The sequence below is a fragment of the Methylophaga sp. genome, from assembly GCF_009711715.1.
Taxonomy (GTDB): Bacteria; Pseudomonadota; Gammaproteobacteria; order Nitrosococcales; family Methylophagaceae; genus Methylophaga.
In genome coordinates this window covers 60,927-73,308 of the sequence record NZ_VENF01000016.1, presented here as the reverse complement: position 1 = coordinate 73,308, position 12,382 = coordinate 60,927, and the positions used below count along the sequence as shown (strand labels likewise).

Annotated in this window: 9 protein-coding genes and 1 tRNA gene; all 10 read right to left on the bottom strand. The window is 50.9% G+C overall.

Features of this window, described 5'->3' with window-relative positions; all coding sequences use genetic code 11:
- Positions 1 to 4 precede the first annotated feature (4 nt).
- The gene (ccoG, locus tag FH755_RS12180; protein WP_292441390.1) at positions 5 to 1,426 is read right to left on the bottom strand and encodes a cytochrome c oxidase accessory protein CcoG; all 1,422 of its coding nucleotides are present in this window, start codon (positions 1,424 to 1,426) and stop codon (positions 5 to 7) included.
- 37 nt (positions 1,427 to 1,463) lie between these two features.
- Positions 1,464 to 2,846 carry a PLP-dependent aminotransferase family protein gene (locus FH755_RS12175; protein ID WP_292441389.1) on the bottom strand — a complete coding sequence of 461 codons (1,383 nt, stop codon included), beginning with the start codon at positions 2,844 to 2,846 and terminating at the stop codon, positions 1,464 to 1,466.
- A gap of 576 nt (positions 2,847 to 3,422) precedes the next feature.
- Positions 3,423 to 3,722 carry a hypothetical protein gene (locus tag FH755_RS12170; RefSeq protein WP_292441388.1) on the bottom strand — a complete coding sequence of 100 codons (300 nt, stop codon included), beginning with the start codon at positions 3,720 to 3,722 and terminating at the stop codon, positions 3,423 to 3,425.
- A gap of 150 nt (positions 3,723 to 3,872) precedes the next feature.
- Positions 3,873 to 3,949, bottom strand: a tRNA-Pro gene (locus FH755_RS12165).
- A gap of 112 nt (positions 3,950 to 4,061) precedes the next feature.
- Positions 4,062 to 6,431: a phosphoenolpyruvate synthase gene (ppsA, locus tag FH755_RS12160; RefSeq protein WP_292441387.1), complete on the bottom strand. Its 2,370-nt coding sequence runs from the start codon at positions 6,429 to 6,431 to the stop codon at positions 4,062 to 4,064.
- A gap of 8 nt (positions 6,432 to 6,439) precedes the next feature.
- Complete coding sequence (locus FH755_RS12155; RefSeq protein ID WP_292441386.1) at positions 6,440 to 7,330, bottom strand: pyruvate, water dikinase regulatory protein; 891 nt, start codon at positions 7,328 to 7,330, stop codon at positions 6,440 to 6,442.
- A gap of 43 nt (positions 7,331 to 7,373) precedes the next feature.
- On the bottom strand, positions 7,374 to 9,005 hold the full coding sequence (locus FH755_RS12150; protein WP_292441385.1) for an acyl-CoA synthetase: 1,632 nt from the start codon (positions 9,003 to 9,005) through the stop codon (positions 7,374 to 7,376).
- Entirely contained in the window at positions 9,002 to 10,159 is a 1,158-nt protein-coding gene (locus FH755_RS12145) for an aldolase/citrate lyase family protein (RefSeq protein ID WP_292441384.1), read from the bottom strand. The genes FH755_RS12150 and FH755_RS12145 overlap by 4 nt, the downstream gene beginning before the upstream one ends.
- 29 nt (positions 10,160 to 10,188) lie before the next feature.
- A complete protein-coding gene (locus tag FH755_RS12140; RefSeq protein ID WP_292441383.1) occupies positions 10,189 to 11,427 on the bottom strand; it encodes a malic enzyme-like NAD(P)-binding protein in 1,239 nt (412 codons plus the stop codon).
- A gap of 5 nt (positions 11,428 to 11,432) precedes the next feature.
- The gene (locus FH755_RS12135; RefSeq protein ID WP_292441382.1) at positions 11,433 to 12,167 is read right to left on the bottom strand and encodes a GntR family transcriptional regulator; all 735 of its coding nucleotides are present in this window, start codon (positions 12,165 to 12,167) and stop codon (positions 11,433 to 11,435) included.
- Positions 12,168 to 12,382: the final 215 nt, after the last annotated feature.

Below are 12,382 nucleotides of genomic sequence, written 5' to 3'. Positions count from 1 at the left end.
TCATTTACTCCGGCGTCATAAACATACTGTTATAGGTAGTACTCAACTCAGGCTTCTCTCTGACCGTGGCCTCAAAGGTAATCGGGGCCAGACCATCTTCAGTCACATCTGCCGGTGCCCTCACCAGCGCCGTGACCGGCACCACCCGTCCCGGCTCGACAATCACTTCCTGCTCCATGCCATGCAGGCTGGCTCCTGTCAGACCGCTCACACTGTAATTCACGGTAATCGCCTGCTGGGTTTTATTGAGCAGCTTCAGCGTGTATTTGTTCTGTATCGAGCCGTCACTGAGCCTCACATACAGCGGCTGACGGTCATGGATGACTTTGAATTCGGTGGGTGACAGGGTGGTAAAGCCATAAACGATACCGCTCAGGGCCAGCAGTAAAATCAGGCTGTAGATGATGACCCGCGGCCGTTTATACATCGGTAGGACGTTCTGGTCGTGATGCAGTTCCTTGTAGCTGGCATAACGGATCAGTCCCCGTGGCTGGCCGGTCTTGTCCATGATGCTGTCACAGGCGTCGATACATAAACCGCAGGTGATACAGCCTTCCTGCTGACCCTTGCGGATATCAATGCCGGTCGGACAGACGGCAACGCAGACTTTGCAGTCAATACAGCTGCCTTTGCTGCCGTCAACCACGCCTTTTTTGAGCTTGCCACGGGGTTCACCCCGCTCGGCATCATAGGCCGGCAGCACGGTGTCCTGGTCGTACATGACGCCCTGCAAACGGGCATAGGGGCACAGCCAGAAGCAGACCTGTTCACGCATAAAGCCGGCAAAGCCGTAGGTGAAGACACCAAACACGGCAATGCTGGCCCAGACCGGCATGGGGGCTTCGAGGGTGAAAATATCGCCCCATAGCTGATAGGCATCAGTAAACCAGGCACAGAATGACAGGCCGGTGAGCAGGGCAATCGCTATCCACAGGCTGTGTTTGGTCAGCACACGCCAGCTTTTATCCAGCGTCCATGGCGCTTGTTTGAATTTGTGCGCTTTTTGCGGGCTGTCGCCTTCCAGTTTGGTTTCGATATAGGTGTAGATATCGGTCCAGACCGTCTGGAAGCAGAAGTAGCCGCAAAAAACCCGCCCTGCCACACTGGTGACTGCTGCCAGCAAGATCGCAAAAAACAGCAGGGTCAGCGACAGCATCCAGATATCCTGCGGAAACACGGTCAGCTCAAAAAAGCGGAACTGGCGGTCGGGAATATTAAATAAAATGGCCTGCTGGCCGTCCCAGCGCAGGTAGGGTACCAGGAAAAACAGCGACCAGACTGACATCCCCATCCATTTACGCAGACGAAAACGCCCTTTCAGCCGCTTGGCCACCACTTTCTCTTCGCCGGTATTGATGTGCCAGTCGGCGACTTCTTCGTAAATATTCGAGGCATTCTCGACATTATGCATATCATTCACGGACATAGGTTTACCTGTTCGCTGTAAAAATCATGGCGGGTCGTCACACCACCACCCGCTGGGGCTGCTCGGTCTGACTGATTAAATGAGCCAGAATGGTTATGGCTCGCCTGAGTGCATCGCTGTCCGTTGCGATACCCAAAGAAACTCTGACGGCTTCGATAGGTGTTTGGGTAATGGCAAACTGACTGGACGGCACAATCGTCACTCCCTGACTGTATGCGGCTTTGGCAAAGTTATCAGCCTGCCAGTGGGACGGCAGAGTCAACCAGATATGATGGCCATCTTTATCCGCAGCAAAACAATGCCCTGCCAGCAACTCAGCCGCCAATTCCTGACGCTGGTTGTTTTCCAGGCGGATAGCTTTGGCGATAGCATCCAGCGTACCGTCATAAATCCAGCGGGTGACCAGCGCGCACATTAACGGCGGTGCCATTAAATTCGTCGCCCGCAAAACGGCAGCCAACTGACTGCTCTGCTGGCTACCCGGTGTGATCACAAAGGCGACCCGCAGTGCCGGCGTGGCACATTTCGATAATGTAGCAATATGCCAGGTCTGGGTGGGCAACAAACTGACAAATGACGCAATGGATTGGGTCTGCAACGGTGAATACGGATCGTCTTCGATAATGGCGATCTGGTGGCGCAGGGCAATATCGGCCAGTGCCTGTCTTCTGGACGAAGTCATCGTAATCGTAGTCGGATTATCCAGGGCCGGTATCAGATACACCGCTTTTGCCTCACCCGTCAGACAGGCGGCTTCAAACGCTTCCGGGATGATGCCCTCAGCATCACAGCTCAACGCCTGCAAGCGGATGCCCAGTTGCTCTGCAACAGCCTTGAGGCCGGGATAACTGTATTCGGGAGTCAATAGCGTGGCCCCGACAGGAACAAGACATTTACAAATGGCAAACAGAGCACTTTGGGCCCCAGCAGCAATTAACACCCGCTCGGTGTCCACCTGTGTTTTGCGTTGCTGAAGCCAATGCACAGCCGCCTCGCGATCGGCCGGGTTTCCGGCACTGTCCTGATACTGTAATTGCAACATTCTGCGCTCATCAGCAATCAGCCCGGCAATGCCATCAGGCACACGCTGTTGCAGTTGAGCACTTAATGGCTGAGGCGGATTATTCATACTGAGATCCAGCATCGATTGCTTTTCAGCCATTAATTGCTGTTGGACTGAATCTCTGATGTAGGTGCCACTGCCTTTATTACCCTCCACCAGACCGCGGCGCCTGGCCTCGTTGAAAGCGCGGGTCACGGTGGTTAAATCGACCTGCAGCGCTTCTGCAATCGCGCGCTGCGACGGCAGCCGGTCCCCTGGCCGGATGCGGCCGGCATAGATATCCGCTTCCAGCGCACTGACGATGCCGAGATATTTTTTTCCTGCTTCTGCCTGAAGATGCGGTTGCCAGGTTGCCATCGTTATTATGTATGTAGAAAATATGCATACAATTCTACAGTAAACGATTTGCAGGACCAATCATTTTTTGAATTGATTTTTTATCTTAAGGGATTATTTCGTAACGATACTCAATGCACAGGGAATGATCATGACTTTCGCCTGTTATTTTGTATGCAATATTATGGCATACATAGTGCCGCATAAAAAAAGGGTGACATCCGAAGATGTCACCCCACCTCCTCAGAGAGGAGTTTCGCGCAGATAGGAGCTGACGACAGGTCAGTGACCGTCAGCATAAGGTCTGACTGGTATTATTTCTTTTTTATCCATTGAAAAAACTGCATAAAAAACCTTTGACGATTCAGGCTGCAATAAAGCTCATGATTGCCTGACTATTCCTTGTCTCATTCAGCCTGTTATCGGTATGTTCTTTCTGTCTGTTATGGCAAAAAAAACCAGTTCACCGGGAATGAACTGGTTTAGAAGGTGGAGTGAACTGTCATTGATAGTTCGCAGTCGAGCTTATCAGTTTGCTGCGAAATTTACGTGAAGTAGGTCAAGCTACATCGATAAATCAGACGGGGGGAATCAGAATCAGACTTTTAGCACTTTAATGCTGCAGTTATGAATCTGCACAAATTCTCTAAGTTGTTGATGTCCTTTGACACCAAATTTCAGCGGTTTGCCCTGCAAGTGATAGAGAATGCCGGTTTTGGTAACAGCAATCCCGGTTTTGGTTTTGGGATTGAAATCAACATGCACCAGTTCCTGGGTAATGACATCAAAACCATAGGCGCTGGCATGGCCGATAATGTGTTTTTCACCGCTTTCAATGACCTCAAATAAGCCCCAGCTCATTAATTGGCCACATTCAGACTCGGCTCTTGCTTCCATACAAATCCTCACATGAAGTGGGCGGTTATCCCTGCCTGATTGAATTAATTGGATGGGGCAAACTTAACCTATTACAGAATGTGATACAAGTCACACTTTTAAATATGATAAGAGAGAGTGTGAAATTAAAGACTTAGATGAAAGAGATAATGGTCGGGACAGTAGGATTTGAACCTACGACCCCCTGCACCCCATGCAGGTGCGCTACCAGGCTGCGCCATGCCCCGACTGTATGAGTGTTAACGTTTGGGAGTGTCCGAAAGGACTTGGTTAACGACGGCGAGTATATTAGCAAAACCCGGCCTGAATGGATAGACCGGGCTTTGCCAAATATCGCTTTTATTTTTTAGCACTGATTTCTGCCAATCTCTGCCAGGTGCTGACCACGGTATCCGGGTTCAGTGAGATGCTGCTGATACCACGCTCCAACAACCACTCTGCCAGATCCGGATGGTCAGACGGGCCCTGACCGCAGATACCGACATATTTACCGGCATCACGGCAGGCTTTGATGGCCATATCCAGCATTTTCAGGACTGCCGGATTACGTTCATCAAAGGAATCTGCCACCAGCGCAGAGTCACGATCCAGCCCCAGCGTCAGCTGAGTCATATCATTAGAGCCGATAGAGAAACCGTCGAAATACTCGAGAAAGTCCGCAGCCAGAACCGCATTTGATGGCAGTTCGCACATCATAATCACGCGCAGACCGTTCTTACCACGTTCAAGACCATTTTCCTTCATGATCTTAATGACTGATTCAGCTTCTTTGGTGGTACGCACAAACGGAATCATCAGTTCTACGTTGGTAAGGCCCATTTCATCACGAACCCGTTTCATTGCCTCAACTTCCAGCTTGAAGCATTCAGCAAAGTCTTCTGAAGTGTAACGTGAAGCACCGCGGAAACCAATCATTGGGTTCTCTTCATGCGGTTCGAACAGCGGGCCACCGATCAGGTTGGCATACTCATTCGATTTGAAGTCAGACATCCGGACAATCACGGTTTCCGGATAGAAGGCAGACGCGATGGTTGATACGCCTTCCGCAATACGGCTGATATAGAACTCGACCGGGTCGCCGTAGGCAGTGGTACGTTCTACGATGGCCTGTTTAACTTCACCTTCCATTTGATCAGCGTTCATCAGCGCTTTCGGGTGAATACCGATCATGTTGTTGATGATGAATTCAAGACGCGCCAGACCCACACCTTTGTGTGGGAGCTGTGCAAAGCTGAAAGCACGATCCGGATTGCCCACGTTCATCATGATCTTGACCGGCAGTTCGGGCATGTTATCGAGTTCTTCGACGCGATGTTCGAATTCGAGCAGACCTTTATAAATATTACCTTCGTCACCTTCCGCACAGGACACGGTCACCTGACTGCCTTCAGCAACTTTCTCGGTGGCATCGCCACAGCCGACGACTGCTGGAATACCCAGTTCACGCGCGATGATCGCCGCGTGACAGGTACGGCCGCCACGATTGGTGACAATGGCCGATGCACGTTTCATGATCGGCTCCCAGTCAGGATCGGTCATATCGGTCAGCAAGACATCGCCAACTTCAAACTTGTCCATTTGGTCCAGGCTGTTAAGTAGACGCACTTTACCCTGACCGATCTTGCTGCCGATGGCACGACCGACTGACAGCAGTTCGCCCTTCTCTTTCAGTAGATAGGATTCACGAATGTTTTTGCTGCGGCTCTGAACGGTTTCAGGGCGGGCCTGAACAATATAGATGCGGCCATCGTTACCATCTTTGGCCCACTCAACGTCCATCGGGCGTTTGTAGTGTTTCTCGATGGTAACCACCATTTTTGACAGCTCTTCCACCTCTTTGTCGGTCAGGCAGAAATGCAGGCGGTCATTACCTTCCACATCAATGGTTTTTACCGGAGCGGCCTTATCACCTGAATACACCATTTTGATGGCTTTCTGGCCGACGGTACGGCGCAATACTGCAGGACGGCCCGCAGCCAGTGTTTCTTTGTGAACGTAGAATTCGTCCGGGTTGACCGCCCCCTGTACCACCATCTCACCAAGACCGTAACTGCCGGTTACGAACACGACATCACGGAAACCACTTTCGGTGTCCAGCGAGAAAGCTACACCGGCGCTGGCGATGTCAGACCGAACCATTTTCTGCACACCGGCAGACAGAGCCACCTCACTGTGATCAAAGCCCTGATGGTCGCGGTAGGCAATGGCACGGTCATTAAACAAAGACGCGAACACTTCACGGATTTGTTTCTTGATATTGTCGAGTCCGGAAACATTCAGAAAAGTTTCCTGCTGACCGGCAAAAGAGGCATCCGGCAGATCTTCAGCAGTGGCTGAAGAGCGAACGGCATAACTGGTTTCAGCACCGTATTCTTTTTCCAGTGCGGCATAGGCTTCATCAATCGCCTTTTCCATAGCCGCTGGATACGGGATCGTCATAATCCAGTCACGGATTTGACGACCGGTTTTTTGTAAGGCAGTCACATCATCGACATCAAGATCACGTAAAAGATCGTTGATTTGGTCCTGCAAGCCATCATGAGCCAGAAACTCTCTGTAGGCATCGGCGGTTGTTGCAAAACCACTTGGAACAGCTACACCCAGCGGAGCCAGATTCTGTAGCATTTCACCCAATGAGGCGTTCTTGCCACCGACTCTGCCGACATCCTCCATGCACAGCTTATCCAAAGAGACAACGTATTCCGTCATAGTAATAACTACCTTGCTTTCTTTAATTTATTAAATTTTAAAACTGATTCACGCACCCGCTCTCTGCCGAGCCCAAGGGCACGCACAACACGGCTGGAGATTTCTTCAATTGAAGTATTTGTGGTCTCGAAAACCGGAATGCCGACTTTGTCGAACATCGCCTGAGCTTTTTCCAGTTCTGCCTGGCAGATTTCCAGTGACGAATAGTTACTATCCGGACGACGCTGTCGTCTGATACGACTCAGCGGGACCGGTTTAATCGTCAATCCGACAAGCTTATGAACATTGTCCTGCAGACATTCTGGCAATTCATCTGACCCCAAATCCTCCGGCGTCAACGGATAATTTGCCACTTTAAGCGAAAAGTTCATAGCAAGATACAAACTGGTCGGCGTTTTACCACAGCGGGATACACCGGCCAGGATTACATCCGCTTCCTTGTATTGATCAGGGCGGACGCCATCGTCATGCATCAGCGAAAAATCAATCGCATCAAGCCTGCGCTGGTAGGTCGTATCGCTCAGTTTGATTCTCGAGACCCCAGCTTTTTGCGAGGATTCTACACCAAAATAACCCTCAAGGGAGCCTATAAAGCTGTGGAACAGGCTGATCACGCAGGCATCGGCACTTTCGATAATGTATTGCTGCTGATCCTGTACCAGGGTACTGAAGACCACTGGTTTTAATTCTGCTTCCTGACTGGCCGCATTAATCTGATCGCGCGCGATTTCAGCTTTTTCAACGGTATCGACAAAGGCCAAAGTAATGGTTTCGAATTCCAGATCCGGAAACTGCGCCAACAGGCATTTTCCGTAGGATTCAGCGGTGAGTCCTGTTCTGTCGGAGACGAAAAAAACTTTACGACCGTGCTCAGATTGATGCTTTTCGTTGTCTTTCATGCGCTAATCATGTGCTGAAAAGCATCGATTGATCAACAAAAATTTAACTACTGGACTGTTGCAACGCTATCCGGGGACTGACTTCACGGCGCAGAATTTTACCGTTCTTGGTACGGGGAAAATCCTGAGCGATATAGACCTTTTTTGGCGCTTTGTAGGCGGCCAGATGTTGCTGACCAAATTCATATAATTCATCGGCACTGATATCTTCACCTGGGCGCAGAATCACGTAAACCACCACAAGAATTTTATCTTTGGCTATTTCCTCACCCACCGCAGCACAATCACTGACAGCCGGATGTGATTTGTAAACCCGCTCTATTTCGTAGGGCGACACCCGGTAACCGAAGCTCTTGATAATGTCGTCCTTACGCCCCAAAAACCAGACATAGCCGTCTTTATCGTAGCGAGCATAATCACCGGTAAAGAACCAGCCATCATGGCGAAGCTTGGCGGTTTCCTCCGGCATATTCCAGTATTCCAGAAACAGTCCGGGATCAGTGTCAGGCACACAAATCATGCCCTCTTCCCCTGTCGGAACGGGTTTAAGGGTGTCCGGATCGAGCAGCCGGATATCATGTCCCGGCTGTGGAAAACCGGCAGAGCCGGGCCGAATTGGTCTTGATTTGGTCTCGCAGAGGTAATAGGAAAATTCCGACATACCTACTGCTTCATAGATATCGATGCCGAAACGCTGTTTCCACTGGGTGAGGACTTCATCAGACAAATGCTCACCGGCACTCATACAGTGTCTGAGACTGGGCACGTCTTCCCTGCTGAACTCGGTTTTCTGCAGGATTTGACGGTATATGGTGGGGACGCCGATAAAAATCGTGGCCTCATGCTTGGCAATCAGTTGCGGCCACAGGGTCGCATCGTTTTTGCCTTCATGCACAATCACCGTTTTACCGAGATAAAGCGGGTCCATCAGACCCGATCCCAGGACATAGGTCCAGTTGAACTTGCCCGAATGCAGAATTCTATCTTGCTGGTTATCAGCAAAATCAAACCAGTAGCTGGATGCCGGTGTACGACCAATCATCGCCCGGTGCGCATGTAAAACACCTTTGGGATAGCCGGTGGTGCCTGAGGTATAGACAAGATATGCCGGATCTTCTGCCAATGTTTGTTTGGGTGGCAGCCATTTATCAACGGCCGAGACAGCCTGATCCATCTCCATCACTTTAACGCCCTCCGCTGCTTCGCTGTCACCCCGGCCGGATAACAGAACGAGCTCTATCTCTGGGCACTGATGAATCTCGTTTTTAAGCTGTGGCCAGAAAGCCTTATCTGTCACCAGTACACGGGCGCCGGAGTCTTTGGCTAGGTAGATGACTTCTTCAACAGTCAGCAAAGTTGATGTGGGCACCGATATCGCACCTAATTTCATCGCCCCGAGAAAGGCAGTCGGATAAGTCAGGCAGTTGGGCAGACGAATCAATACCCTTTCGCCGGCATGAATACCTTCATTGCGCAGTAATTGGGCAAACTGATTGGTTCGTCTGGATAACTGGGCATAGCTGATTTGATCGGTGCCAAGTTCATCATCTTCGACAATCATGGCCGTGGTCCGTCCCAACGTGGTGGCCAGATGCTTGTCGGTACAGGCCACACCAATATTGAAATGGCTTGGCACTTGCCAGTGCCAGTGCGGGAAAGCAGGCAGGTTTCTCATAAAATCGCTCCATATGGCCAGTTCTCACGAATCACCTGGGCCGGCATCAATTGCAGCACTTCGATGGCAAATTGCCGGTCTTCCGGTTTCAGGGCTTTAAGGGCATTAGCCCGTAGCAGGGTCTGCAGAGCCTTACCGAACATCGGCGGATCCAGCATTTCACCCTCAAATTTGATGGCACCACCCAGCAGCGCATCCGCTTCAATCGCCGCCCTGAGAATAGCGATCTTCTGATTGATATCGGTGGGGGATGGCGTGTAAGCGACCTTACATAAATGAATGTGGCCGGGATGAATTACCTGCTTGCCGGTCAGGCCCATGGCAGACTCTTCACAGGCATGTTTGTAGACAATTCTTGACTCTTCTTCACCGTGCAAGTCCAGCCAGCGCCTTACATCATGCGGCTCAACAAACTTTTCGGGCATACTGGAGGAACCAATCAGCGTCTCCACGCCGCCGATCACTCCCTTACCGGCAATCCTGGCTTCGAACATGATCTGATACAGAAAATGCTTCAGCTCTTCAGTCCAGTTTTCGGGCGTGATATGAATACCCATCGCCTTGGAAAAGTCGTGAATACCGAACACCACATGTTTTACGGTGCTGTATTGCATCAGTTCCGGCGCAATTTTGAGCGATTTGGGATGTTCAATAATCGGCTGAATGGTGATCTTGTTATTAATGCTGACCAACAGATTGGACAAATCCCTGACTTCCGCTGCACCATAAGCTTCACCAGCCTTGGCCAGCATCACCACATCGATGCAGTCGCCCATATCACGAACCAGATCCATGTCCTGCTCGTATTCATAGGTACGGAATGGATTTACCCGCACCGCAATCGTCACGTTCTTATTATGTTGACGAAGCCCCGGCAGTTCCTGACGCAATAAGGTCCGGCTCATTTCCTTCTGTCGGCAACCGTCTTCCAGGTCGAATATGAGCGTATGGGCATGCGTCTCATAGGCATGTTTTTTAATGCGCTGCGCCGCCTGTTCCAGATCCTCATAAATGCCCAGTGACGGGGCATATTTGACCGGTGGGTAATAGAGCTGGATGCCCGGCCAGTAATCACCGAGCACCGTATTATTGAATACCCGGCAGAAATCTACGTCTGCATAAGGTTCAGCGTATTGTTTATTGGGATATTCCATCCGGTTCCCCCTTCTAAATCAGTACAGGCCTAAGAGCCTGTTTTTTGCGTCAGTGCTGCCTGCTCCTGCAAGCTGGCGTCACAAACCGCTTCTGAGACACGCTTTAATAAGCGTGGATCAAAGGGCTTGGGAATAATGTAATCAGGACCGAATGCCAAAGCGTCCAGCTCATAGGCTTTAAGTACCGAATCCGGCACCGGTTCCCTGGCGAGTTCCGCCAGCGCGAAAGCGGCGGCAATCTGCATACTTTCACTGACCTGCGGCGCTTTGGCATCCAGCGCACCGCGAAACAGATAAGGAAAGCACAGCGCATTATTGACCTGATTCGGAAAATCAGACCGGCCGGTTGCCATCACCAGATCATTCCGCACGGCCATAGCCTGTGCCGGCAGGATTTCAGGGTCGGGATTAGCCAGCGCAAAGACCACGGGGCTCGCAGCCATAGTTTTTAACAGCTCAGCCGGCAAGGCATTAGCTGCCGACACACCGATAAACACATCGGCCCCACTCAGGGCGTCAGCGAGTGTTCTATCCGGGGTGTCCCTGAGCAAGTCTGTGACTTCTTCACCGACACCGCTAACGCCTTTATATAAAACGCCGGATTTATTGACGAGCGTGATATCGTTAGCGCCCATCGCTTTGAGCAGTCTGGCTGTCGCCATACCGGCAGCACCGGCGCCAAGGAAAACAATTTTGGCGCTGGACAGCGTTTTATCCTGTAATGCCAGTGCATTGATTAACGCCGCACAGATAACGACTGCCGTGCCATGTTGATCATCATGGAAAACAGGAATATCGAGTCGCTGTCTGAGTTCACGTTCAATGCGGAAACAATGCGGTGCGGCGATATCTTCCAGGTTGATGCCGCCAAAAGTCGGCGCGATGTTGACCACGGTTTCAATAAAGCTGTCGACCGAAGGTGCATCCACTTCGATATCAAACACATCAATATCAGCAAAGCGTTTGAACAGCACCGCTTTGCCTTCCATTACCGGTTTACTCGCCAATGGCCCGACATTACCTAAGCCCAGCACCGCCGTACCATCGGTGATAACTGCCACCAGGTTGCCCTTATTGGTGTAGCGATAAGCCGTTTCAGGATCACGATAAATTTCACGCACGGGCTCGGCGACGCCCGGCGTATATGCCAGAGACAACTCGGCCCCGGTCGCGCAGGGTTTGCTGGATTCCACGCTGAGTTTGCCGGGCCGCGGAAACTCATGATAATCAAGCGCGCGCTGTTTATAGCTGGGCTGGTTGTCTGTCATCAGGCTTACTCCAGTTCGTTCATATAATGATGTTGGTCGGTGACGCAGAGACCTACGCGCCACTCCATCGGCTTGTCGCCGTAGGTATAAGCCACCCGCTCCACCTTGAGCAGCGGGAAGCCGGTCTGGACGTGCAGCAACTGACCCTCTCCCGCGCTGGCAGCCACCGCAGTCAGTTTTTCTTCAGCACGTACCATCGGAATGCCGTAAACCGTCTCGTACATGCTGTAAAGCGAGCCGTTATTCTCGTTGATCCGGCTGCTATTGAGACCACGGAAAAATTTGGCCTGGACGATGATGTAATCAAGGATTTTGGGCTCACCGGAAAAGGTTAGCAGACGCTGAATCTCAATCACGGCTGTCCCTTTTTTGAGTCCGGTCAGCTGCGAAATTTCAGCGCTGGCCTTAAGGCGTTTGCATGACAACAGCTGATTATTCAATGGTTGCTTATGGCCGTCAGCCGAGGTCAGACGCAGAAACCGCAGTTTGCTCTGCTCTTCTTTATGGGTCGCGACAAAAGTCCCTTTGCCCTGACGACGAATCAGAATATTTTCCATCGCCAGTGCATCAATTGCTTTGCGCACCGTGCCCTGACTCACATTGAATCTGGCTGCCAGCTCTATCTCACTGGGGATACTCTCACCGGGTTTCCACTCCCCGGCAATCAGACTCTGGGTCAGAAACACCTTGATTTGCTCGTAGAGTGGTTTAAAAACCGGCGCACTCGCTGATTTGCTCATGATCATTCCTGTTTGTTTATCGAACATATCTCATAGCCTATCAAACCACTCTTATATAAGACACATGTAATTCGTGTCAGCATTTCAGCGATATTCTGACTTTTCTATTGCCTTTAATCATTTCAGGCACGGTTCTGCTGTTTCCTTAATCAAGCGTCATCACTGTGATTGTCAATCTATAACAGTTATTCAAACTTGTCTAGTGTTTTATATCT

Bases quoted from the DNA above. Each gene is read 5' to 3' on its own strand.
- ccoG (WP_292441390.1), bottom strand. From the start codon at position 1,426: ATGTCCGTGAATGATATGCATAATGTCGAGAATGCCTCGAATATTTAC.
- FH755_RS12175 (WP_292441389.1), bottom strand. From the start codon at position 2,846: ATGGCAACCTGGCAACCGCATCTTCAGGCAGAAGCAGGAAAAAAATAT.
- FH755_RS12170 (WP_292441388.1), bottom strand. From the start codon at position 3,722: ATGGAAGCAAGAGCCGAGTCTGAATGTGGCCAATTAATGAGCTGGGGC.
- ppsA (WP_292441387.1), bottom strand. From the start codon at position 6,431: ATGACGGAATACGTTGTCTCTTTGGATAAGCTGTGCATGGAGGATGTC.
- FH755_RS12155 (WP_292441386.1), bottom strand. From the start codon at position 7,330: ATGAAAGACAACGAAAAGCATCAATCTGAGCACGGTCGTAAAGTTTTT.
- FH755_RS12150 (WP_292441385.1), bottom strand. From the start codon at position 9,005: ATGAGAAACCTGCCTGCTTTCCCGCACTGGCACTGGCAAGTGCCAAGC.
- FH755_RS12145 (WP_292441384.1), bottom strand. From the start codon at position 10,159: ATGGAATATCCCAATAAACAATACGCTGAACCTTATGCAGACGTAGAT.
- FH755_RS12140 (WP_292441383.1), bottom strand. From the start codon at position 11,427: ATGACAGACAACCAGCCCAGCTATAAACAGCGCGCGCTTGATTATCAT.
- FH755_RS12135 (WP_292441382.1), bottom strand. From the start codon at position 12,167: ATGAGCAAATCAGCGAGTGCGCCGGTTTTTAAACCACTCTACGAGCAA.